At 73.9% G+C, this 21706-nt stretch carries 20 protein-coding genes; 5 read left to right on the plus strand and 15 right to left on the minus strand.

The window, feature by feature from the left end:
• Window positions 1–192: 192 nt before the first annotated feature.
• From WMF24_RS00720 to WMF24_RS00740, 5 genes are all read right to left on the minus strand, one after another.
• The gene (locus WMF24_RS00720) at window positions 193–993 is read right to left on the minus strand and encodes a dienelactone hydrolase family protein (protein ID WP_437734405.1); all 801 of its coding nucleotides are present in this window, start codon (window positions 991–993) and stop codon (window positions 193–195) included.
• Window positions 994–1267: 274 nt separating this feature from the next.
• Window positions 1268–2119 carry a dienelactone hydrolase family protein gene (locus WMF24_RS00725; RefSeq protein WP_437734406.1) on the minus strand — a complete coding sequence of 284 codons (852 nt, stop codon included), beginning with the start codon at window positions 2117–2119 and terminating at the stop codon, window positions 1268–1270.
• Window positions 2116–3099 carry a TauD/TfdA dioxygenase family protein gene (locus WMF24_RS00730; RefSeq protein WP_437734407.1) on the minus strand — a complete coding sequence of 328 codons (984 nt, stop codon included), beginning with the start codon at window positions 3097–3099 and terminating at the stop codon, window positions 2116–2118. Before WMF24_RS00730 ends, WMF24_RS00725 begins: the two co-directional genes overlap by 4 nt.
• A 153-nt stretch (window positions 3100–3252) precedes the next feature.
• Window positions 3253–3633: a type II toxin-antitoxin system VapC family toxin gene (locus WMF24_RS00735; RefSeq protein WP_437734408.1), complete on the minus strand. Its 381-nt coding sequence runs from the start codon at window positions 3631–3633 to the stop codon at window positions 3253–3255.
• Entirely contained in the window at window positions 3630–3902 is a 273-nt protein-coding gene (locus WMF24_RS00740) for a hypothetical protein (protein ID WP_437734409.1), read from the minus strand. Before WMF24_RS00740 ends, WMF24_RS00735 begins: the two co-directional genes overlap by 4 nt.
• A gap of 238 nt (window positions 3903–4140) precedes the next feature.
• On the opposite strand from WMF24_RS00740, the gene WMF24_RS00745 reads away from it, so the two are divergent.
• Window positions 4141–4719 carry a Uma2 family endonuclease gene (locus WMF24_RS00745; RefSeq protein ID WP_437734410.1) on the plus strand — a complete coding sequence of 193 codons (579 nt, stop codon included), beginning with the start codon at window positions 4141–4143 and terminating at the stop codon, window positions 4717–4719.
• Between the two features lie 890 nt (window positions 4720–5609).
• On the opposite strand, the gene WMF24_RS00750 is transcribed toward WMF24_RS00745, so the two are convergent.
• The 3 genes from WMF24_RS00750 to WMF24_RS00760 form a co-directional block, all read right to left on the minus strand.
• Window positions 5610–7799: a DUF2169 domain-containing protein gene (locus tag WMF24_RS00750; protein ID WP_437734411.1), complete on the minus strand. Its 2190-nt coding sequence runs from the start codon at window positions 7797–7799 to the stop codon at window positions 5610–5612.
• A gap of 232 nt (window positions 7800–8031) precedes the next feature.
• On the minus strand, window positions 8032–8859 hold the full coding sequence (locus WMF24_RS00755; RefSeq protein ID WP_437734412.1) for an SDR family oxidoreductase: 828 nt from the start codon (window positions 8857–8859) through the stop codon (window positions 8032–8034).
• 32 nt (window positions 8860–8891) lie between these two features.
• Window positions 8892–9752 carry a class I SAM-dependent methyltransferase gene (locus WMF24_RS00760; RefSeq protein ID WP_437734413.1) on the minus strand — a complete coding sequence of 287 codons (861 nt, stop codon included), beginning with the start codon at window positions 9750–9752 and terminating at the stop codon, window positions 8892–8894.
• A 259-nt stretch (window positions 9753–10011) separates the two neighbouring features.
• Here WMF24_RS00760 and WMF24_RS00765 point away from each other — a divergent pair, with 259 nt between their 5' ends.
• From WMF24_RS00765 to WMF24_RS00775, 3 genes are read left to right on the plus strand one after another with little or no spacing between them, the layout of a single operon-like run.
• Window positions 10012–10317: an ArsR/SmtB family transcription factor gene (locus WMF24_RS00765; RefSeq protein WP_437734414.1), complete on the plus strand. Its 306-nt coding sequence runs from the start codon at window positions 10012–10014 to the stop codon at window positions 10315–10317.
• A 45-nt stretch (window positions 10318–10362) separates the two neighbouring features.
• Window positions 10363–10839 (plus strand): ArsI/CadI family heavy metal resistance metalloenzyme, encoded by a 477-nt coding sequence (locus WMF24_RS00770; protein WP_437734415.1) that lies wholly within the window; start codon window positions 10363–10365, stop codon window positions 10837–10839.
• Window positions 10836–10982 carry a hypothetical protein gene (locus tag WMF24_RS00775; RefSeq protein ID WP_437734416.1) on the plus strand — a complete coding sequence of 49 codons (147 nt, stop codon included), beginning with the start codon at window positions 10836–10838 and terminating at the stop codon, window positions 10980–10982. The genes WMF24_RS00770 and WMF24_RS00775 overlap by 4 nt, the downstream gene beginning before the upstream one ends.
• A 105-nt stretch (window positions 10983–11087) precedes the next feature.
• On the opposite strand, the gene WMF24_RS00780 is transcribed toward WMF24_RS00775, so the two are convergent.
• Window positions 11088–11501 (minus strand): PilZ domain-containing protein, encoded by a 414-nt coding sequence (locus tag WMF24_RS00780; RefSeq protein ID WP_437635455.1) that lies wholly within the window; start codon window positions 11499–11501, stop codon window positions 11088–11090.
• A gap of 1181 nt (window positions 11502–12682) precedes the next feature.
• Here WMF24_RS00780 and WMF24_RS00785 point away from each other — a divergent pair.
• Window positions 12683–13678 carry a hypothetical protein gene (locus WMF24_RS00785; protein ID WP_437734417.1) on the plus strand — a complete coding sequence of 332 codons (996 nt, stop codon included), beginning with the start codon at window positions 12683–12685 and terminating at the stop codon, window positions 13676–13678.
• A gap of 36 nt (window positions 13679–13714) precedes the next feature.
• Here WMF24_RS00785 and bla read toward each other — a convergent pair whose 3' ends face one another.
• The 6 genes from bla to WMF24_RS00815 all read right to left on the minus strand — a co-directional run bounded on the left by bla (window position 13715) and on the right by WMF24_RS00815 (window position 21672).
• Window positions 13715–14707 (minus strand): class A beta-lactamase, encoded by a 993-nt coding sequence (gene bla / locus WMF24_RS00790; RefSeq protein WP_437734418.1) that lies wholly within the window; start codon window positions 14705–14707, stop codon window positions 13715–13717.
• A 468-nt stretch (window positions 14708–15175) separates the two neighbouring features.
• Window positions 15176–16027: a transglutaminase family protein gene (locus WMF24_RS00795; protein ID WP_437734419.1), complete on the minus strand. Its 852-nt coding sequence runs from the start codon at window positions 16025–16027 to the stop codon at window positions 15176–15178.
• Window positions 16028–16092: 65 nt separating this feature from the next.
• Window positions 16093–16506 (minus strand): DUF4150 domain-containing protein, encoded by a 414-nt coding sequence (locus WMF24_RS00800; protein ID WP_437734420.1) that lies wholly within the window; start codon window positions 16504–16506, stop codon window positions 16093–16095.
• A gap of 11 nt (window positions 16507–16517) precedes the next feature.
• Entirely contained in the window at window positions 16518–17240 is a 723-nt protein-coding gene (locus WMF24_RS00805; protein ID WP_437734421.1) for a DUF3540 domain-containing protein, read from the minus strand.
• A gap of 44 nt (window positions 17241–17284) precedes the next feature.
• Entirely contained in the window at window positions 17285–19291 is a 2007-nt protein-coding gene (locus WMF24_RS00810) for a pentapeptide repeat-containing protein (RefSeq protein WP_437734422.1), read from the minus strand.
• Window positions 19288–21672, minus strand: a complete 2385-nt coding sequence (locus tag WMF24_RS00815; protein WP_437734423.1) for a DUF2169 family type VI secretion system accessory protein — start codon at window positions 21670–21672, stop codon at window positions 19288–19290. Before WMF24_RS00815 ends, WMF24_RS00810 begins: the two co-directional genes overlap by 4 nt.
• Window positions 21673–21706: the final 34 nt, after the last annotated feature.

Below are 21706 nucleotides of genomic sequence, written 5' to 3' on the forward strand. Positions count from 1 at the left end.
CCGAGCGCCGGGCGCGCGTGGGGCGCCTCGGGGAGCGCGCTGCGGGTGCGCGCGGCGGGTGCGCGCAGAGGTGCAGCGGAGGCGCAGCTTGCTGCCGGGGCAGCAGCGGACGCCGGGGGCGGGGCGGCCGGGCGGGGCGGGGCGGCCGGGCGGGGCGGGGCGGCCGGGCGGGGCGGGGAGGGGGCGTCGCGGTCAGGCGACGCCGTGCTGGGCGAGCCAGTCGAGCTGGCGCTGCCAGGCGTCGGCGGCGGCCTCGGGGCGGTAGCTCGGCCGGTAGTCGGCGTAGAAGGCGTGAGGGACGTCCGGGTAGACGTGGACCGCCGAGCGCGCGGCGCCGGGCGCGGAGGCCGCCCGGAGGGCATCCTGGAGCTCGGAGACGGTCGACAGGGGGATGCCCTGGTCCTGGCCGGCGTAGAGGCCCAGGACGGGCACCTGGAGGGCGCTGGCGACGTCGATCGGGTGCTTCGGGTGCGTCTCGGTGCGATCGCCGGTGAGGCGGCCGTACCACGCCACCGCGGCCTTCAGCGACGGGTTGTGCGCGGCGTAGAGCCACGTGATGCGCCCGCCCCAGCAGAAGCCCACCACGGCCGCCCTTGTGACGTCGGCCTTCCCGGAGGCGTCCGCGAAGGCCACGCTGGCGTCGAGGTCGGCGAGCACCTGCGGGTCGGGCACGCGGCCCGCGAGGGCGCGGAACTCGTCGATGGCGCCGAGGCGGCTCGGGTCGCCCTGACGGACGAACAGGTCCGGGGCGAGAGCATAGTAGCCGCGCTTCGCCAAGCGGCGGACCACGTCGCGGATGTGCTCGTGGACGCCGAAGATCTCCTGGACGACAAGCACCAGGGGAAAGGGCCCGCCGGTGGCGGGGTGGGCGCGGTAGCCGGGGAGGTCGCCGGCGGGCGCGGGGAGGGTGACGGCGCCGGCGATGAGGCCGACGTCGTCGGTGTGGATGGGCTTCGGAGCGTTGCTCTCGGCGATGGGGGTGGAGGCGGTCATGGCCGGCCCGCGAGCAGGCTTCGTGCCACGGATGGGGCGGCCGACCGGGGTTGAGGCGGCTGACCCGGGTTGAGGCGACCGACCCGGGTTGAGGTGGCCGACCCGGGTTGAGGTGAGGCGGCTGAGACGGCCGACCCGGGTTGAGGCGACCGACCCGGGTTGAGGTGGCCGACCCGGGTTGAGGCGACCGACCCGGGTTGAGGCGACCGAGGTGGCCGACCCGGGTTGAGGCGACCGACCCGGGTTGAGGCCCCCCGCGCCTACCCCCCGGCGCCTACCCCCCCGCGCGCGCCCCCTCGCCTGCGGCCGCCTGCGGCCGCCGCTGCGCGGAGCTCCCGGTGTGCTCGGCGAAGAACTCCCGCGTGCGCCGCCACGCGAGCTGCGCCGCATCGGCGTTGTACGCCGGCCGCGTCTCGTTGAAGAACCCGTGCCGCGTCCCCGGGTACACGAACGCCGTCAACTCTCGCCCCGCCGACCGGAACGCCTCCTCCACCGCCGGCGCCCTGGGCGTGATCGCCGGATCGTCCTCCGCGTAATGCACCAGCAGCGGAAACCGCACGCTCTTCACCTGCTCCAGCGGCGGCGCCTGCCCGTAGAAGACCGCGCCCGCCGCGAGCTCCACGCCCCCGACCGCGAGCTGCCCCACGAGCCCCCCGCCCAGCGAGAAGCCCACGGCCGCGATGCTCCCCGGGCGCACGTCGGCCCGGTCCGCCAGGTGCGCGACCGCCGCCCTCGCGTCGGGCAGGTACGTCGACGTATCGCGGCCGCTGAACCACGCGAACACCTTCCGCAGCCGCTCCTGCTCCTCCGCCGGCAGCCGCGCCACCACCTCGTCCCTGTCGGCCGCGCGGAGCAGCCCCACGCCGCGCGCAACCTCCGCCTCGGTGAACGTCCGGTGGGCCGCGTCGTGCGAGTACAGGTTCGGCGCGAACGCCAGGTATCCCTCCTGCGCGAAGCGCCTCGCCAGCTCGATCGTGTGGGCCGTCAGCCCCAGCCCCTCGTGGAGGATCAGCACCGCCGCCGTCGGCGCGCGCCCGCCCGTGACCGGGCGGACCAGCACCGCCTCCACCGTGCCCCGCGGCCCCAGGAACGACGTCCTCTCGACGCCTGCGCCCGCGGCCGTCACGCCCGCACCTCCGCCTCGGGCGCGCCGTCCTTGCGGGCGGCCTTCGGCTTGCTCGGAGGCCGCTTGCCGAACGGCTCGCCGGCCACGATCTCCGACCGCACCCCGTCGACCCCGACCGGGATGTCCCCGGTCAGCGTCACGCGGTAGAGGACGCGCTCGACGTCGAGGTGCCCGAGGTCCTGCGGCCCGAGGTGCGCCGTCGCCCGGTTGTCCCAGAACGCGACGCTGCCCGGCTCCCACCGGAACCGTACGGTGTACGCCGGCCGGCTGATCTGCTCGAACAGGAGGTCGAGGATCGCGCTGCTCTCGCGCGGCGAGAGCCCCACGATGTGGCTCGTGAAACCGGGGCTGACGAACAGCGCGCGCTCGCCGGTCTCGGGGTGGACGCGCACGACGGGGTGGATCGAGATCAGCGGGTTGTCGCGCACCTTGCGCAGGTACGGGCTGTCCTGGTCCTGCGGGGCGAACCGCAGCCCGAAGCGGTGCTCGGCCCGCAGCCCGTCGACGAGCGCGCGCACCGGCGCCGACAGCCCCTCGTAGGCCGCAACGAGGTTGGTCCAGGTGGTGTCGCCGCCGTAGGGCGGCAGGATGTGCGCCCGCAGGATCGACGCCGCCGGCGGGTTCACGGCCGCGGTGACGTCGGTGTGCCAGCGGTTCTCGTAGCTGAACCGCCTGCCGTAGCGCCGATCGTAGCGGCGGCTGTCGATGGCGAGGATCTCCGGGTATTCGTCGAACGGCTCGTCCTCGTGCGGGTGGGCGTACGTCACCTCGCCGAAGCGCGCCGCGAAGGCGATCTGCTCGGCGTGGCCGATCGGCTGGTCCCGGAAGAAGACGACCTTCCACTTCAGCAGCGCCGCGCGGATGGCCGCGACGGTCTCGTCGGGCAGCGGCTTCGAGATGTCGGCGCCGTGGATCTCGGCGCCGATGTGCCCTGCGAGCGGCTTCACCTGGATCGGTTGATCGGATGGTCTCTGGCTCATGGATCTCCTCCGCGTCGTCCCCCCGCCACGGTGGTGGCGGTCAGCGGCAGCCCGGGTATGCGGATGTCGTGCCAGGGAGCGAGCGGCCGCTCGACCCGGCGAGATGCTCGCGCGAGGGACCGAGCTCGCTCGAGGAGCCCGTGCGGGAGCCCATCACCAGAGGGTCGAGACGAGGGGAGAGCTGCGGATCTGCTGAGCCTTCGTGACGAGCGCTGCACCGGCCGTGATCGCCGTCGCGACGATGAGCCGGTCTGCCGGATCTCCGTGCAACGGGAGCCGTGCGGCGAGCGCTGCGACGGCGGGCTCGATCGGCAAGAGGCGTGTTGCGCTGCTGGCGAGCGCGTCTTCGAGCCATCGGTGTGCCGGTCTGTCGAGCGCGATCCTTCCTTTCTCGGCGAGCATGGCGATCTCCCAGCAGCTCATCGCCGATACGCCAAGACTGTCTGCACCATCGATGGCGATCGCTGCCTGTTCGGAGAGGCGATCCGGGGACGCCACCAGCCAGAACCAGGCGTGCGTGTCCAGCACGATCACGGTTTCAGGTTCTCCTCGTCGCATGTCCACGCATCGGCGTTCTCAACGGGAGATTCGAGGTCATCGACGAACCGAGCGGAGCCGGCGAGCCGTCCAAACCGCTCGGGGTGGCGCCGGTGTGGCGGCGTCGGTGGTGTGTCCTGCGTCGCGGGCGCGCTTGCGAGGGCGATGCGCTTCGCCCTGAGGCGCTCGACGATGGGGAGCAGCGCATGAACGTCCTCATCGGAGAGGCCAGCGAGCTGTTGAACCAGGAGCTGTCGGGCGGTCACGGTGGTGAGCCTACTGCATGGCGCGCGCTCGCTCCACAGCCGGCGCCACGAGCGCCCCGGGAGCGGCCAAGCTGACCGCTCCGGGGCCTCCGTGCTTCTCCGTCAGGCTCGCGAGCTGCTCGGGTCAGCCGCAGTCGAGGGCGCCGTGGATGCTGCCTGACGCGCGGGAGGCAAGCGGTAGCGCCCGCGCGTCCGCTGCGCGAGGCGGACGCCGCTCGCTGTGCCATACTGCGCGACCATGGTCGCCCCGGCCCACCGCATCCACTACACGTACGCCGAGTACCTGGCCCTGGAGGCGTCCAGCAACGTCAAGCACGAGTACCTCGACGGCCAGATCTACGCGATGGCGGGCGGCACGCCCGAGCACGCCGCGCTCGCCGCGGCGGTCATAGGCCTCCTCTTTCCCGAGCTTCGCAGAGGTCGATGCCGGGCTTACGATGCCGACCTTCGCGTGCGCGTGCCCTCGACCGGCCTCGCCACCTACCCCGACGTCACGGTCGTGTGTGGGCCGATCGAGCGCGACGCCCAGGACGAGCACGCCGTGACGAACCCGACGCTCCTCGTCGAGGTGCTGAGCCGAAGCACCGAGGAGTACGACAGAGGCGACAAGTTCGAGCACTACAAGACCCTCGCCTCCTTGCGCCAGTACGTCCTCGTGTCGCACCGGGATCGCTGCGTGGAGGTGTGGACTCGCGACGCCGACGGCGGCTTCACATCGACCGTTGCGCGCGAGGGCGACGTCGCGCACCTCGCGTCGATCGGCGCCCGGCTCGACGTCCGCGAGCTCTACGAGGCTGCTGCAGAGCCGGGAGCCTAGGCTTCGAGCGCGTCTGGACGGTCTCCTCGACGGGCGCGAGGTCGTCGAGCGTCCGGAAGAACCCGTCGAGGCGCATCGTACACCAGCGGGCATGTGCTGGGAGCCTCGCGTGCTGCACCGCCCGAGCAGCATTCCTCACGCTCGCCCGGCATTGACACCGTGGCTCCTTCCGCGACCATCGTTCCATGGCACGCACAGCTCCGGTTCCGAACATCCCCGCAATCCCGGGAATGAACCCTGGCGTCTTCATCCTGGGCGGCGGCGGCGGCCGCGGCGGGCAGCAGGCGCGGAGTCGCCGCTGAACCGCGCGCGGCAGCAGGCCGCCGAGGGAAATACGGCGGCTCTCGACGATGCTCGTGGGGCCAACGCGACGCGGTATCGACAGCAGCTCGAGGCCGATCGGGCCGCAGGGCGCGATGACCTCTCCGACGCTGAGATTCAGCACCGCAGCAATCGCGTGGCCGGGATGACGCCGGGCGTCTTCGGAGGTACCGGCGAGAACAACGACTGGGGGCCGACGTGAAGAATCGATTCAGCCATCCCCTCCTCGGAACCACAGCGAAGGGCACGTTCGGCCCCGAGCTTCGGTCCCTCTGTGGAACGAGACAGCTCGAGGTCTCCGTCTCGGAGCTGAACGAGGTGGCCGTGATCTCGCCCGTGCGCTCGCCCTGAGCGAGGTCGAAGAGGCCAGCGACTCCATCGGCACGTTGTATGCCGGAGATGCGGCGCTGGTGTTCGAGCGCAGGCTAACCGGTCGAACCGTGACGCGCATGCGGGCGCTGCTCCCCGAGGCGGTGCGTGCCTGGGACGAGCTCACCTCGACCCTGCCTGAAGCACCGCGTGTTCCGTGACCTCATCGCCGGACCACAGGGGCTCGCCGCTCGTCGTCCTCAGGCCCCGGGGGCGCGCATGCGGGTCGTTGCCGTGGCGTGCGCGTCCGTGCTCCGTAGCTCGCGCTGGCGTGCGAGCTCGCGCTGGAGCGCGCCGGCGAGGCTCCGGCTCTCGGCGAGGCGCCTGGCCCAGACCCGCTTCAGCCGTATCCAGAGGGTGCGGCGGATGCCGAGCGAGTCGAGCGCGGCGGCGAGGTGTCCGCGCTCGGCCGCCACGGTGAGCCGCGCATAATCGGCGAGCTCGAACGGCCGGCGCTGCGCCTCCCATTCCTTGATGTAGGCGGCGTCGTAGGCGTCGCGGATCGCGTGGCGGCCGCGCCTGTCCTCCTCGTCCATCGCGCTTGTCCAGCGCCGCTCGAGCTCGGCGAAGCGTGCCTCGGAGAGCCCATGCGCGCCGAGCACGTCGGCCCGGGGCGCGCGCCGCTCGGAGAGCTGCGCTGCGAGGGTCGCATAGTGTTCGACGCCGATGTCCGCCGTGTCCGCCGGCGGGGCCGGCGTCGCCAGGGCCTGAGGGGTGCCGAGGGGGGGTGAGGAGGGCGCTGGCGGCGTGATCGAGGCGGGCGGTACGCTCGGCGCGAGCAGCGGGGGCGGTGCGACCTGCGTGGGCGGCGCGCTCGACGCAGGCGACACGCTCGATAGGGGCGACACGCTCGATAGGGGCGGCGCGCTCTCGGCCGACCACAGCGCGCCGACCACGGGGGCAGGTCTTGTCGGCTGTCGCTCCGGAAGCGCCCCGTGGGCGGCGGGAAATGGCAGCACCGCCGACGCAGACACGCGGGCTTGGTCGTCCGGAGACAATGCGTACGTGGAGAACAGCGCTGCTACTGTGGGCGCCGCCGTGGCGGCCGGCGTCACCGTGTCGAGCAGCGCCGCCGCGGCGGCCGGTGTCTCCGCGTCGACCGGCGCCGCCGCGAAGGCCCCGAGCCCCGCGCCCGACGCCGCGCCCGACGCCGGATCACGCTCGAAAGGCAGCGCGTGCCTCACGCTCGCCGCTGCGTCCTCCTCCGGTCCCAGCGCCATCGTTGCCGCCGGCGAGACCCGCGCGAGCCTGAACGGGATCACCGCGCGCCCGGTGGTCGCCAGCGCCTCCTCGGGCTCGAGGAACGCCGTCTCGGCCGGGCGCGGCCCGCTCGCGGGCGCTTCTTCCGCGATGAAGATGGTGCCCGCCCGCCCGAGCTGCGACACGGGCGCCGCCGCCTCGGCCCGACCCGCGCCCTGCAGCGGAGGCGGCGCCCACGCGATGGGGGCGCCCGGAAGCTCGACCCCCGCCACGACGCGCACCGCCGCGAGCGCGCCCTCGTGCGGGAGCGGCACGCTCCGCCGCCAGACGACGGTGCACCGCTGCTCCTCGCCGTCGATGTGCAGGGTGTCGGCCACGAGATCGAGGCGCATCCCCTCGGTGACCCCGAGGCTCCCGAGGCCGTGAATCCGCGCCGCGGCGCGCGCGCCGGGCAGGCGTGTGATCAGGCGCGGCAAGCTCGGGTGGAGCCCCTCGATCAGGATCCACTCGTCCCCGCGCAGGTGATCGATCTGCTGTCCCTCGGGCGCCGCCTGGAAATAGCCCCAGTCGAAGCCGGCCGGAATCTCGGCGATCGGCGCCTCGAGCAGCCTCCGCGGCGTCGAGCCGAGCCGCCGCCTGCGCGTCGGCAGCGCGCGCGCGATCGGCCCGAACCCCGCCGGCCGGCGCGGATCCCTCGGATCGACGATGTTCGCCGCGGCCGGGTCGGGGCCCCGCCCGAACGGGTTCTCCTGCCCGTCCACGCCGCTCGTCGCGCGGTCGCACGTGAGCGGCATTCGCTCGAAGCCGTCGCGATCGCGCACGAGGAGCTGCCTGTCGAGGAGGACCCGGCTGCTGTCGGCGATCGCGAGCCGCACGTACATCGATTGCGCCCTCGTCCCGCGCGGCGCGTACGCGTATCCCGTGAACAGCACGTCGGCGCGGCCGAGGTAGGGGGCGAGGTCGCTCGCGAAGCGGATGCCCCGGATCGGGTTGTTGCCGTGGTGCACCTCTGCGCGGAAGATGGGGTGCGGCTCCGCGAGCCGCATCTCCGCGTCCGGAGCGAAGGCGAAGGTCGCCTTGACGATGGTGGTGAGGTGGAGCTGTCCCTGGGCCGTGCGCCAGGCCATGGCGGTCGCGGTCGTCCCGGGGAGCGCCGTCACGGCGTCGCTGGGTAGAGCGGTCTCATGCATACTGCTGCTCCGCTCGTTAACATGGGCAGCGCGCCGCGGCCCGTTACGGCTCCGCGACAATCTCGTGTGGGTCGCCTCGACCCGAGAAACTGCTGCTCTGCTGTGAGCATGGGTAGCGCGCCGCGGCCTGTTACGACGCTGCGACAACGTCGTCCGGATCGCCTGGACCCCGAGGAGCGGAGCCCCCGGAGCGCGCTCTCCCACGGCGATCGCTCGGCCTGCGCGTCGAGGACTACGCCGCGAGCGCCTCGGTCAGCTCCCAGAGCCGCTCTTGCGCGGCCTCGCCGAGCGCGGCCGCCGCCGCCGGCTTGATGCGGCTCTCCTCGAAGTACTCCCCCGTCACCCCGTCGAGCTCCGGCGCCGTCGCGACGTGCAGCGAGCACGCGGCGCCCTGCTCTGGCGTGAGGAGGAAGAGCTGGAAGAGCTTCGTGAACAGCTTCGGAAAATCGCGCGTGAGCTCCGTCGCGACGACGCCCGGGTGGACGGCGTTGACGGTGACGCCGGTGCCCGCGAGCCGCCGCGCCAGCGCCTTCGTGAAGAGCACGTTGGCGAGCTTCGACTGGCTGTACGCCGCCATCGACCTGTACTTCCGCCGCTCGAACTGCAGATCTTCCCAGACCATCGCGCCGCGATAATGCAGCTTCGACGACAGGATCACGACCCGTGACGGCGCGCTCTGCTTCAGCAGCGGGAGGAGCTCCTGCGTGAGCAGCCATGTCCCGACGTGGTTCACGCCGAACGTCGCCTCGAGCCCGTCCTTTGTCGTGTTGCGCGAGCCCTGCCACACCCCCGCGTTGTTCACGAGGACGTCGAGGCGATCGCGCGTCGCGCGGAACCTCTCTCCGAAGGAGCGGATGCTCGCCTTGCTCGCGAGATCCAGCCCCATCACGCCCACGTCCCCGTTGCCGGTCGTGCGCGCGATGTCCTCGCGCGCTGCCTCGCCCTTTTCCGTGTCGCGGCACGCCAGCACCACCGTCGCGCCGCGTTGCGCCAGCCCGCGTGCCGTCTCCTTGCCGATGCCCGTGTTGCCGCCGGTGACGATGCAGAGCTTCCCTCTCATGCCGTTCTCTCTCCTGGTTCGCTCGTCCGCGGTCAGCCCACGGCCGCCGTCACGATCCACACGGCGCCTCCCATGCGCACGCCCTCGGGCCCGTCGTAGGGCGCGACGGCCTCGCGCAGGTCGGCGCGCACGCGCTCGACGAGCTCCGGCCCGGCCTGCGCCGCGCGCAGCGCAGCCGAAGCCGGCCCCAGCTGCAGGAGGAAGTCGACCGCCTCGTCGAGCGATCTCCCGCCTGCCACCGAGAGCTCCCGGTCGACCGGCTCGTGCTGGACGCGGACGAACCCGGCGCGCTCCAGGAGGTCGCGCACGCGCGCGGCGTCGGCGAACGCGAACGGGCCGGGCGCGCGCGGGTCGGCCTGCGGCACCTCGAGGTGCCTCGCCGCCGTCGTGGCCGGCACGAGCAGCCAGGGGTTCTCCTGGAGCGAGCGCCAGCAGACGAACGCGAGCCGCGCCCCGCTCCGCAGCGCCCCCCGCAGGTTCGCGAAGGCCGCCTCGGGCTCGGCGAAGAACATGACGCCGAAGCGCGAGTAGAGCACGTCGAACGGCCCGGGCAGCGCCGTCGTCTGCGCGTCCGCGTTCTCGAAGGCCACGTTCGCGGCGCCCGCGGCCAGCGCCGCCGCGCGCGCCCGCTCCAGCATCGGCGCGGAGATGTCGACGCCCAGCACCGAGCCGCCCGGGCCGACGCGCTGGCCGAGCTCCAGCGTCGTCTCGCCGATCCCGCAGCCGACGTCGAGGACGCGCTCACCCGCGGCGAGCCCGGCGCGATCCATGGCGAGGGCGCCCAGCGGCCGGATGTGCGCCGAGATGAGGTCGTGGAGGGCCACCCACTTCGGCCCGGCGACCTCGTTCCAGTACTGAATCTGATGGGCGTTCGGTCCGGCCACTTCGATCATCGGTCGAGCTCCTCTGGGTTGTGCGCCCGGTGAGCTGCTCACGTCCCTCCCGAGCGCGACGAACACGGTCACCTGGATGCCCTCGCCAGGGGCCCGTGCCATCGCACGGGCCCTTCGCGCAGTCCGCCGCGACCTCCTGGAGGCCCGCGTGACCGGCGCGAGCATGCGCTGGCACGGCAAGAACAGCAAGAGCAGCGGTCCTTCGAATTTCATGGAAGAAGCCCTTGCGCTCCTGCTTCGATTTCGTTAGAAGTAGTGCGTGCCGTCGAAGCTCGACCGCCACGCCGAACAGCTCGCCGCGCTCGGTCACCGCGTGCGGCTCGGCGTCCTGCGCTTCGTGGTGCAGGCGGGCGTCGAGGGGGCCTCTGCCGGCGAGATCCAGGCGCACGTCGGACTGCCGGCCTCGACGCTGAGCCACCACCTGAAGCGGCTCGTCGACGCCGGCATCCTGAGGACGCGCGGCGAAGGGACGTTTCACTACTACAGCGCTTCCTACGAGGAGCTCCGCGCCCTCACGGAGTTCCTCTGGGAGGACTGCTGCAAGCGCGGCAAGGCGTGCTGCTGATTTTTTTTCTCCACTACTTCGATATTTTTGGAAGGAAGGTGCGCGATGAACATCCTCAAGCCCCATATCTCGCTCAACGTGTCCAACATCGACGCCTCGGTCGCGTTCTACGAGAAGGCCTTTGGCGTGCCCGCGACAAAGCGTCGTCCCGGGTATGCGAAGTTCGATCTCGCGACGCCGTCGTTGAACCTCACGATGCAGGAGGCGCCGCGCACCGGCATCAACGCGAGCCATTTCGGCGTGCAGGTGGCGAGCACGGAGGACGTGCTCGCGGCCATGCGCCGCTTCGAGTCCGTGGGGCTCAAGACCTTCACGGAGGAGGACACGGCCTGCTGCTATGCGGTGCAGGACAAGGTCTGGATCGAGGATCCGGACGGCAACGCGTGGGAGGTGTTCGTCGTCAAGGGTGACGCCGCCGTGATGGGGAGTCAGCCCGCGATGCCGTCGAAGAACGACGCCGCGTGCTGCGCGCCCGCGTGCTGCGCCCCGTCCGATCGTGCGCTTCCGGAAGATGCTCCATGAAGACCGTGCTCTTCAAGGGCAAGCCGGTGGAGCGCGGGCGATCGATCCGCGACGAGGTGCGCGCGCGCGTGGCCGAGCTCGTCTCTCGCGAGGGCTGGGCTTGTGTTCGCACGGTCGAGAACGTCGGAGACGACCGGCGGTGATCTGCTGGCGCTGGCGGTGAGCGCGTCACGACAGCGCGCCTCTGTCGGCGGCGCCGACCAGCGCGGCGGCGGGGACGATGTCGCCCCGCCCGGGGCGCGCGCAGGTCAGCTCAGCGCGATCATCGCCGCCGTCGCCGCGTAGTCGACGCGCGGCGCGCGGTACGGGTAGGTCGGCGGGAAGCGCTCGAGCGCCGCGCGCAGGCGCCGGGCCGACGCGCTGTCGAGCGGGTCGAAGCGCAGGCCGACGGCGCGGCCCGGGTCGCCCTCGCGCCGGCCGTGGACGGTGCGCGCGATCGTCGCCGTCGCGTCGATCCAGACGTCCGTGCCCGGGACCCGGAACGAGACGATCACCGGCTCGCCCGTGAGCGCGCGGGCGCTCGTCAGCACGAGCATCCCGTCGACGGACAGGTCGATCGCCCGGGTCCCGAGCAGCCGGAAGCCCCGTTCGCACACGGCCTGGCACTCCACGATCGCGGCGCGGCGCGTGACGCGCCGCTCGCTGGCGAGCAGCATCTCCATGGTGTTTCTCCTCGGCGCGCTACGCTACGGAGGTCCGCTACAGGGGGGCAAGAAACCTACACCGGCACCCCGAGCCGACGCCGGACAGCACACGCTGACGGCCGAGCCCGCCGCCTGCCGGAGCCGCGGCCGGAGCCTTCGAGCTCCCCCGCGCCTCACACGTCCTGCTGAAGCCGCGCACGACTGCACACGTCGGAGCTCAGGGGCAGTGTGGGTCGGTGTCGCGCGGTCATGGCTCGTTGCCTACATGGGCTGCCAGGGGGCGATACAGCTCCTCCCGACGGTCGCTCGAGGTGCACGCCCTCCTGGAGCTGCTCCCGCTCGTGCATCTCCGGGAGCGTGCCGCGCGGATCCTCGCCGGGGGGGCGAGCAGGATCGCAGGTGAGGGCGAGCCGGTGAGCGCGCTTGCGGAAGGCCGCTGGACGGCTGCCGAGACCGCCGGGGCACGGCGCGTTTCCTTTCGCGCACCATCGCTGTAGCGGTCACGGCGCCTGCGCGGTGCACGGCCCGAAACATTGCCCTTCCTCGGGGCGAGGCGCCTCGCAAAAACAGCAAATGTAGCATGGCGGCTCGGGTTTGCGAGGTGCCCCGGGGCGCTGCCGTCGTGGGCCTCATCGCCTCAGCCATGATACCGCGTACCGCGCGCCGTCGGCCGCGGAGTGGCCCGCCGCGCGGCGTCTGGCGCGCGCATTCTCTGGTGGACACCCGCCGCGACGGAGCGCCGCCGCGCGCGGTGCGTGCGCGCCGAAGTGCCCAGGGTATCTCCGGGGGAAAGCGCCGTCCGCGAGGGGCGGCATGTGCCGGGGAGGCGGACGTCAGGGCGCTGGCGGGCGAGGAATCTTCCGCCGAGACGGTGCATGACGATATCACGCGACGGTTTCGCTCATGGCCCTTCGGGCTCATCGGCAAAGGTCGTCAAAGGCCGGCAAAGGCCGGCAAAGGCCGGCAAAGGACTGAGAGCGTGAAGCGTGAGAGGGTGACACGGCGATCAGGGTCCTCTTCGTCTGTGCAAAGGCCCAGTAGGGACGGCGAGCTCGAGAGCCCCGCCCTCGGCCAATTCGCTGGAGCGAGCGCTACGCGCGTGATACAATCCACGTTCCGGCGGTCGATGTCTCATGAGACCGTGCTACGAAGGGTACAGATGGGTAGGGCACGACGCCCCGAAGGAGAAGGAGTGAGGAATGGAGCTCAGGGCATGGTGCGCGGCGCTCTGCGCAGGGATCATGGGTCTCGTGGGGTGCGGAGATAGCTCGGGCCAGAACCAGAGCGGCGGCGCGGGCGCCTCGGGACCAGGCAGCGGAGGGACCGCCGGAGGAGGCCAGGGGCAGGGGGGGGACATCTTCGGTGGTCAGGGGGGTGACCCCTTCGGTGGTCAGGGGGGGGACCCCTTCGGCAACGGGAACGGCGGAGCGAACGGCGGGACGGGGAGCAGCGGCTCGAACACCATGGGTTGCGAGCACGTCGATGTCGTGTTCGCGCTCGACAACTCCCAGAGCATGGATGAGGAGAAGGAGGAGATGCGCGATGTCGTGTTCCCGGCCTTCGCGCGGGCGCTGCTCCAGATCGGCGGCATCAAGGACTTCCGCGCGGCCGTGCTCGACGCTTGCCCCCGCCCTGCGAATTTCCACACGCGCGGCGCCGCGGGCGAGTGCTCGTTCCAGAGCCAGAAGCCGTGGATGGATAGCTCGAGCTCCGAGATCGAGCGCGAGTTCCAGTGCGCGGCGGATCTCTATGCTGAGGACGTCGAGTGCAGCGGCGACAGCGACGACGAGCAGCCCGCGTCCGCCGTCGCCGCCTCGCTGGAGCCGCCGTTCTCGACCGGCGACAACGAGGGGTTCCTCCGCGACGATGCGCTGCTCGTGGTGGTGGCGATCACCGACGAGGACGAGCAGCCCGTCCCGGCCCAGCGCCCGCAAGAGATCCACGATCGGCTCGTCGCCGCGAAGGGCGAGGCAAAGAACGTCGTGTTCCTCGGCATCGGCGGGAGGGAGGACTGCGACGGTGTTTACGGAAGCGCGGATGAGGCCGATAACCTGCAGCGGCTCGTGGACACGTTCGCTGCCGACGACCGTGGCTTCTTCTGGGATCTGTGCGCTGGGCGTCTCGAGGACGGCCTGACGAACGCCCTCACGGCAATCGAGGAGGCGTGCACGGAGTTCGTGCCCACGGTGAATTGACGTGGACGCGATGTGACGAGGGGCGGGGTCGCCGGCTCAGCCGAACGCCGCGGCGACGAACCGGGCGACCTCCGCGTGCACGGCGTTCCGCGCGTCGGCGCTGGCCGACGGCACTTCGACGAAGCACGCGACGACGATCGGCGCGCGCGAGGGGGGCCAGGCGACCGCGACGTCGTTGGCGATGCCGTTTTCGCCGGTCCCGGTCTTGTCGCCGACGATCCAGTCGCGCGGCAGGCCCGCCCGGAGGCGGGCGAGGCCGGTGGTCGCCTGGACCATCCACGCCTTCAGGCGCGCGCGCGACGCCTCGCGCAGGGCGCGATCGTCGACGAGGAGGGTCCGGTAGGTATCGGTCATGGCGTCGGGGGTCGTCGTGTCGCGGGGGTCGCCGGGCAGGTTCGTGCTGAGGGTCGGCTCGTTGCGGTCGAGGCGCGTCACCTGGTCGCCGAGGCTGCGCACGTAGGCGGTGAGGCCGGCGGGGCCGCCGATCTGCGCGAGCAGGAGGTTGGCGGCCGTGTTGTCGCTGACCTCGACGGCGGCGGCGCAGAGCTCCTCGACGGTGAGGCTGCCCTCGGCGAGGCGGGCGCGCGCCACCGGCGCGTGCTCGAGGAGATCGGCCTCACGGTAGGCGATGCGGCGATCGAGCGTGAGCTGACCCTGGTCGACGCGCGCGAGGATGCACGCCGCGAGGAGCGTCTTGAAGGTGGAGCACATCGCGAAGCGTTCGCCGGCGCGGTGGCCGATGCGCGCCCCGGTGGCCGTGTCGAGGGCGGCCACGCCGAGGCGGAGGCGGCCGCCGAACTGCGCCTCGAAGCGCGCGAGGGCCGCCGCCTGCGCGTGCGGCTCGGGCGAGGTCGTCTGCGGAGCGCTGGTCGGAGCGGGCGTCGCCGCCGGGGGCGTCGTCGTCGGGCTTGCGCCCGAGGCTTCGGCTGCGGTGGCCCGGGGCTGCTGTGCTCCTCCACAGCCGAGCAGGAGAACGGAGGCGGCTCCACCGAGGAAGCCACGGCGTGATGAACGAGGGGGGGCTTGCATGCTGGCTGCCGTACGCCCGCGGAGCGAAGCTCATTCCCGGCGGGAGCGGAAAGGCGCGCACGTCACCCACCGGGGGCCGAGGCTCGTTGCGCGCGATGCGGACCGCATCACGGCGAGGCGCTCGCTGGGACAAGAAAGCTACGGGGCGTGAGATCGGGGTTCAGGAAGACAGGGTTACGTAGAAGCACCTGCTGACGAAGCAGGCCGGAGCTGGCAACAGCCTACGACTCGTCCGTCTCCGTCTCGACCCGCGTCTCGACTCGCGTCTCGACTCCCGTCTTCCGTCTCCCGTCTCCCGTCTCCGGCCCTCCCTCTTCGTCTCCCGTGCGCGTGCGCATTCCCGTGCTCGATCGTGCCGCTACACGTCTCTCGGTGACGAAAAACGAGATGGATCGGGAACGCGCACGCGAGACGAAGAGAGAAGAGGGAAGAGGGAATTGTGACATCGTGAGGGGGAGCGGGGACCCCTCAATCCCGCCCCTCCGGCGCCACCATGATCGCCGTCCGCAACCGGACGCCGCGCGCCCCCTCGGCCATCCCCCGGATCGGCGCGACATCCTCGTAGTCGCGCCCATAGCCCAGCACGATGTGCCCGGTCGCGCCCAGGCGCCCAACCGCCGGATCCAGGTCGTGCCAGCCGTCCGACGGCAGCCACACCGACGCCCACGCGTGCGAGGCGCGCGACGGCGCCGCGGCGGAGCCAGCGACATAGCCGCTCACGTAGCGCGCCGCGAGGCCCATCGATCGCAGGCTCGCCACGGCCAGGTGCGCGAAATCCTGGCAGACACCGCGCCGGAGCTCGCAGAAGGCAGCGAGGCCGGTCTCCGCGGTGGTGGCCCCGGGATCGAAGGCGAAATCCCGCCGGATCCGGGCGACCAGCCCCTCCAGCGCCGCGCCGAGCGGGCGGCCCTCCTGGAAGCTCCCCCGCGCGTACTCCGCCATCGCGGCGCTCCGCGGCGCGCGCGCCGTGCCCTCGACGAACGCGCGCAGCGCCGGATCCTCCGACGCGACAGCCTCCGTGCGCGCCGTCACCGCCCGCCAGTCGTCCCCGAGATCGCCGCCGCCGCCCGGCTCCTCCTCGCCAAGGCGCACCACGCTGAGCGCCGTCACCTCGACGGCGCCGAAGCGCCCCTCGAGCTCGATGCGCGCGCAGCGGTTCCCGAAGGCGTCCTCCTCGAGCCGCCGCGAGGACGGCAAGGGCCGAACCACGAGCTGGTGAAACTCGACGGCCTGGTGGGGCAACGCGCGCGGCGTGAGGTGCACCTCCAGCCGGCACGCGACCGCGCCCGCAGCCCCGAGCTCGTACCGACTGCGGTGCACAACGCGGTGACGACTCCCCGCCAGGACGGCGCCCCGCCCGGCCAGCCCCTCGGCCCCCCGGCGCCTCAGCCGCTCACCACGACCTTCGCCTGCGATGGCGCGACCTGCACCCCCATCGGCATGTTCGGGCTCTTGCCGTTCTGCGCCACCGAGCAGGTGTGGAACACGATCGGGTTTCCCTCGGCCTTCACCTTCACCGAGAACGTGCGGTACATCGCCTCCCCCTTGATCTTGCCGCTCACGACCCCGCCGGCAGAGCCCGGCTCGTCGCCGGTCGACATCGGGATCTCGCTCTGCTTCGTGAGCACCGGCTTGCCCGCCAGCAGCACCTTCAGGGAGCAGGTGCTCGGCACGGCCTGGTTGCACATCGCCACGTTCGGGTACGGCAGCGGCACCGGCGGGCCAGGCGGCGCCGGGGTCTTGCACGTGTCCGGCATCGCCTGGCAGATCCCGCCCTCCATCGTCGTCACAGGGAACATCGCAGCCCCTCCTATCCGAGGTTGATCCGCTGGCCATCGAGGCTCACGTCCTCGCGGGCGTCCACCGACACCTCGCGCCCGCGCAGCTCGATCACGTCCTCCACCAGCGCGCGCAGCCGCCCGGCGCGGAGCTGGTGCAGCTCGCGCACCTCCTGGAAGAGGTCCTCCGCGCGCGCGATCACCCGCCCCGCGATCGACTCGAGCTTGCCCACCGTGGTGTGCGCGCGCTCCAGCACGGCGGTGAGCGCCCGCCCCTCGTAGCGCGCCTCGGCGATGCGCACCTCGCCGCGCTCGGCCACGGCGGCGAGCGCCCCCCCGGCCACCGTGACGCGCTCGGGCGCGACCCGCACCGTCGCCCCCCGCCCCCCGGCGCGCGCGCCGAGGGTCGCGCCGCTCCTGCTCGAGATCGCGATCTCGCCGGCCGCCCAGCAGCGGATGGCGCCGCCCGCCACGAGATCGATGTCGCCCCCGGGCGCCGCGAGCGACAGGCCGCCCGCCGCCACGAGGCTGCCCCGGCCGGTCTCCGCGTCGTACTCGAAGAGCAGCCGGCCGGCCGGATCGTGCACCGCGACGACCTCGTGGCCGTCGCGGTCGACGATCGACGCCGAGGCGCCCGCGCGCGCCACGATGCGCAGCGGGCGCTCCCCCCGCGGAGCGCCGTCGCGGCGCGCCTCGGGGCTCGCGTCGGCGGGCGGGGGCTCGGCGGGGAGGGAAGGGAGGGCGGCGGTGGGCATGGCGGTGGTCCTCGGGTCGGGGCTTCGCAGCGGTCGTCGACGGCTCATAACGACGTGGGCGGGCGCCAGTCCTCGGCGCGGGCGCGCTCCGGATCGGTGGCGCGGGCGCCCTCGAGCTTCGCGCCGTCCCACCGCGCGCGCGCGGTGATCGCGCGGTGAAGGTTCGCGGCGCGGCAGTCGGCGCCGGACAGGTCGGCGCCGGACAGGTCGGCGTGCGACAGATCGGCGTGGACGAGCGAGGCGCCCTCGAGCCGCGCGCCGCTCAGATCCGCCTTGCGCACCATCGCCTCGTCGAGCCGCGCGCCGGCGAGATCGGCGCGCGCGAGCGCGGCGCCGTCGAGGCACGCCCGGGAGAGGTCCGCGCCGGTGAGCCGCGCGCCCCTGAGGCTCGCGCCCGTCAGGTTCGCGACCCCGAGGCGCGCCGAGACGAGCGAGGCGCCGCCCAGGTCGGCGCCGGCGAGGCTCGCCTGCGTCAGATCGGCCCCGTCGAGCCTCGCGTCCCGGAGATCCGCGCGCGACAGGTCGCAATCGCAGAGCGCCGCGTTCGAGAGATCCATCCCGGCGAGCTTCGCCTCGACGAGCGAGCTCCTCGCGAGCCGCGCGCCGGCCAGGCGTACGCCCCGCAGGTCGAGCCCGAGCAGCGAGGTCTGCTCGATCGAGGCCCCGGAGAGATCCGCGCCGGCGACGGTGGCGCCGGCGAGCTGCGCGCGCTGGAGCGCCGCGCCGCGGAGGCTCGCGCCGGACAGGTCCGCGCCGCGGAGGCGAGCGCCCGCGACGCGCGCCCCGGCGAGATCGGCGCCCGCGAGGGTGGCGTGCGAGAGATCGACGCCGACGAGCGCCGCGCGGGCGAGGCGGGCGCCCGAGAGGTCGGCGCGGCGCAGCTCCGCCCCGTCGAGCGTGGCGTCGAGCAGCGACGCCTCGGCGAGATCGGCGCCCGTCAGCTCGGTGCCGCGCAGCGTGGCGGCCGCGAGGAGCGCGCCCCGCAGGCGGGCGTCGCGGAGGCGGGCGCGCGAGAGATCGCAGCCCGACAGGTTCGCGCCGGTGAGGTCGGCCCGCTCGAGGCCGGCGCCGTCGAGCCGGGCGCCGTCGAGGTTGGCGCGCGCGAGCGCGGCGCCCTCGAGGTCGGCCCCGCTCAGTACGGCGCCGGCGAGGCGCGCGCCGCGCAGCGAGGCGCCGCGCAGCGAGGCGCCGCCGAGCTCGGCGGACGGGAGCTGGGCGCCGTCGAGGTCGGCCGCGTCGAGCTTGCAGCCGCGCAGGTCGAAGCCGGACAGGTCCTTGCCGGCGAGGTTCGCGCCCGTGAGATCGCCGCCCGCGAGGTCGCGCGGGAGCGCCGCGCGGCGGAGATCCTGGTTCGGGGCGCGGAGCCCGCGGACGAGGCGGGCGCGGGACAGATCGAGCGCGGCGAGCTCGACCCCGGTGAGCGTCACCGCGGCGAGCTCGGCGTCGACGAAGCTCGCCCCCGCGAGCGTGCAGCGGTCGAGCTCGACCTCGCCGAGCGTCGCGCGGTCGAGGCGCGCGCCGTCGAGGGCGCACTCCGCGAGCCCGGCGCCGGCCAGCGTGGCGGCCGAGAGATCGGCGCCGGTGAGATCGACGCCCTCGAGCCGGGCGCGCGACAGATCGGCGCCGCGGAGCGAGGCGCCGGCGAGCGAGGTGGCCCCGGCCCGGTACCCCGCGTACCCCGCGGCGCGCAGGGCCTCGACGACCTCGGGGCCGAGGTCGCGGTCGGCCTCGAGCGGCAGCGCCGCGGCCGCGGCGTCGCGGGTGAGCTGCGCGTTCCGGGCGAGCACCGCGCCCTCGAGGCGCGCGCCCGACAGGTCGGCGCCGCGGAGCGCCACGGCGAGGAAGACGGCGCCGGTGAGCGTCGCCCCGGCGAGGCGCGCGTCGCTCAGATCGACGCCGTTGAAGAGCACGCCCGAGAGATCGCGGCCCGAGAGGTCGACGCCGCGCAGGTCGAGGCCGACGACCATCGGCGGGTCGAGCGGCCCGGCGTCGAGGCGCGCCAGGAGATCGTCCCTGTCGCGCGCGAACCCGGCGGCGGCGGTCCCGGTCATGTCGCGCCTCGATCGCTGGTGAGCAGGGTGGCCGCGAGCTGCGCGCCCCGCAGGTCGGCGCCGTCGAGCCGCGCCTGCCACAGGGCGGCCTCGTAGAGCCCCGCGCCCCGCAGGTCGGCGCCGCGCAGGTCGGCGGCCTCGAGGCGGGCGCCGTGCAGGTTCGCCCCCTCGAGGCGGGCGCCTCCGAGCCGCGCCCGCGTCAGGTCGGCGCCCGCCATGTCGGCGCCGCGCAGGTCGGCGCCGCCGAGCTCTGCCCGGCCGAGATCCGCGCGGCGCAGGCTCGCCAGCGCGAGGTCGGCGCCGGTCAGGTCGGCGTGCATCCAGCGCGAGCCGTCGGCGCGGGCGCCGCGCGCCTGGGCGCCCGGCAGGCGGGTCTGCTCCGAGGCGCGCAGCCCGCGCAGGTCGGCGCCGCGCAGGTCGACCGCCTCGCCGTGCGCCCCCTCGAGGCTCGCGTCCTCGAGCGCGGCGCCGCGGAGCGAGGCGCGGTCGAGCGCCGCGCGCGCGAGGCGGGCGCCGGCGAGCCGCGCGCCGTCGAGCCGCGCGCCGGTGAGGTCGGCCTCGAGGAACGAGGCGCCGGCCGCGCCGGCGCCGGTCAGGTCGGCCCCGCGCAGCGCCGCGCCGTCCAGGCGGGCCTTGTCGAGGGTCGCGCCGGTCAGATCGGCGCCCGTGAGGTCGGCCCCGGAGAGGTCCGCGTCGCTCAGCCTGGCCGACGGGAGCCGCGCGCCGGCCATCCTGGCGCGCGCGAGCGTCGCCCCCTCGAGGTCGGCGGCGTCGAAGCGGGCGCCGGTCAGGTCGGCGCCCACGAGCAGGGCGCGCGCGAGCCGCGCCTCGCCGAAGTCGAGCTTCGACAGGTCGAGCCCCGAGAGGTCGGCGCCGGCCATGGTCTCGTGGATCGACAGGCAGAGCTCGACGCGCTCGCGCGTCCACGGCGCCGCGGCCGCCCGGGCCGCCTCGCGCCGCGCGTCGTCCGCGCGGTCGAGCTCGTCGAGCGCGTCGAGCTGCGCCGGGTCGTGCCCCTGCGCCTCGAGCGCCTTCTTCACCTGCTCGCTCGTCTTGCGCTGGACCTCCTCGAGCTGCGCCGGATCTCCGCCGAGCGCGTCGAGCCACGCCTCGAGCGCCGCGTCGCCCTCGGGGGTGCCGAGGGCGGCGACGAGCGCCGCCGGGGCGCCGCCCTTCTCGAGCGTCGCGCGGATGTGCGAGAGGAGCTCGGCGTCGTCGACGCCGGCCAGGGGAGGCGCGCCGTCGTTGTCGTTGCCGGGCGGCGCTGCGGCGGGCGCTGCGGCGGGCGGCGCTGCGGCGGGCGCTGCGGCGGGCGGCGCGGCGGCGGGGCGCGCCTCCAGCAGCGCGAGCGCGAGCCGCTCGCGGTAGTGCGCGGCGGCGAGGCGGCCCTCGCCGAGCGGCTCGCTCGCGAGGAGCACGTGCCGCACCTCGGGGTGGTCCTCGGCGGAGACGGGCGCGTGGCCGCGCCACACGAGGGTCAGCGACCCCGCCTCCAGGTCGACGTGGAGCGTGTCGAGGTTCATCTGCACCTCGCGGAAGCGGTCCGCGCCGTCCGCGAGCTCGTCGAGGAAGCAGCGGATCCGGACGCCGGGCAGCCGCGCGCGGTACTCGCGCCGCTCGCGGTGCAGGTTGAGGCAGACGATCTCCTCGTCGCCGCGCAGGTGCTCGGCCTGGAGCGCCGGCACGGCCGCGTTGAAGTGGCTCCAGTCGAAGTCCTCGGGGAAGAACGGCCAGCGCTGCTTCAGCCAGCGCGCGTCGTAGGTGCCGAGCTTGCTCGCGCGCGTCGCCCACGCGGGGGAGAGCGGCCCGAAGCCCGCGGGCGGCGGCCTCGCCGCGGGCGAGTCGACGGGCGCGCGCGGGTCGTCTACGTTCGGCAGCGGCCGCCGCCGCGGGTCGCGCTCGCCCGGGTCGAAGACGCCGCGTCCGACAGGGTTGGCCGCGAAGCCAGGGCCCCCGAAGGCGCGATCGAAGCCGAGCGGCATCTCGACGAACGGCTGCGGGTCGGCGCGCTTGCCGGCGGCCGGATCGATCCAGTGGCGGTCGCCGGTCACCAGCAGCGCCAGCGAGGTCTTGCCGACGGCGAAGCTGACCGGCAGCGACGTGACGGGCCGGCGGCCGGGCGCGTGCGCCTTCCCGGACAGCAGGAGGTCCGCCTTCGGCTTGAAGGGCGCGAAATCGGACGCGCGGCGGAGGGCCCGGCGCGGGTCGTCCTCGTCGTACAGGTCGCCGAGCGGCGGCTCCGGGGTGTCCGCCGGGACCGCCGGCTCGCCGGGCGAGAGGCGGTAGGTGCCCTTGGCGATGAGGCACAGGGCCCACTGCGGGGGCCGGAGCTGCCAGGAGATGGCGGCGAACGTCGTGGGGGTAGGGTTGACGATCTTCATGACAGCTCTCGACGCGCGTGGGGCCGCGCGCACG

The organism is Sorangium sp. So ce1335, from assembly GCF_051521615.1.
Classification (GTDB): Bacteria; Myxococcota_A; Polyangia; order Polyangiales; family Polyangiaceae; genus Sorangium.

What these genes read in the sequence shown, in the direction of transcription:
- WMF24_RS00730 (WP_437734407.1), bottom strand. Translation starts at nt 3,099, where the DNA reads ATGAGCCAGAGACCATCCGATCAACCGATCCAGGTGAAGCCGCTCGCA.
- WMF24_RS00800 (WP_437734420.1), bottom strand. Translation starts at nt 16,506, where the DNA reads ATGTTCCCTGTGACGACGATGGAGGGCGGGATCTGCCAGGCGATGCCG.
- bla (WP_437734418.1), bottom strand. Translation starts at nt 14,707, where the DNA reads ATGCAAGCCCCCCCTCGTTCATCACGCCGTGGCTTCCTCGGTGGAGCC.
- WMF24_RS00745 (WP_437734410.1), top strand. Translation starts at nt 4,141, where the DNA reads ATGGTCGCCCCGGCCCACCGCATCCACTACACGTACGCCGAGTACCTG.
- WMF24_RS00720 (WP_437734405.1), bottom strand. Translation starts at nt 993, where the DNA reads ATGACCGCCTCCACCCCCATCGCCGAGAGCAACGCTCCGAAGCCCATC.
- WMF24_RS00805 (WP_437734421.1), bottom strand. Translation starts at nt 17,240, where the DNA reads ATGCCCACCGCCGCCCTCCCTTCCCTCCCCGCCGAGCCCCCGCCCGCC.
- WMF24_RS00780 (WP_437635455.1), bottom strand. Translation starts at nt 11,501, where the DNA reads ATGGAGATGCTGCTCGCCAGCGAGCGGCGCGTCACGCGCCGCGCCGCG.
- WMF24_RS00810 (WP_437734422.1), bottom strand. Translation starts at nt 19,291, where the DNA reads ATGACCGGGACCGCCGCCGCCGGGTTCGCGCGCGACAGGGACGATCTC.
- WMF24_RS00760 (WP_437734413.1), bottom strand. Translation starts at nt 9,752, where the DNA reads ATGATCGAAGTGGCCGGACCGAACGCCCATCAGATTCAGTACTGGAAC.
- WMF24_RS00785 (WP_437734417.1), top strand. Translation starts at nt 12,683, where the DNA reads ATGGAGCTCAGGGCATGGTGCGCGGCGCTCTGCGCAGGGATCATGGGT.
- WMF24_RS00775 (WP_437734416.1), top strand. Translation starts at nt 10,836, where the DNA reads ATGAAGACCGTGCTCTTCAAGGGCAAGCCGGTGGAGCGCGGGCGATCG.
- WMF24_RS00815 (WP_437734423.1), bottom strand. Translation starts at nt 21,672, where the DNA reads ATGAAGATCGTCAACCCTACCCCCACGACGTTCGCCGCCATCTCCTGG.
- WMF24_RS00770 (WP_437734415.1), top strand. Translation starts at nt 10,363, where the DNA reads ATGAACATCCTCAAGCCCCATATCTCGCTCAACGTGTCCAACATCGAC.
- WMF24_RS00755 (WP_437734412.1), bottom strand. Translation starts at nt 8,859, where the DNA reads ATGAGAGGGAAGCTCTGCATCGTCACCGGCGGCAACACGGGCATCGGC.
- WMF24_RS00750 (WP_437734411.1), bottom strand. Translation starts at nt 7,799, where the DNA reads ATGCATGAGACCGCTCTACCCAGCGACGCCGTGACGGCGCTCCCCGGG.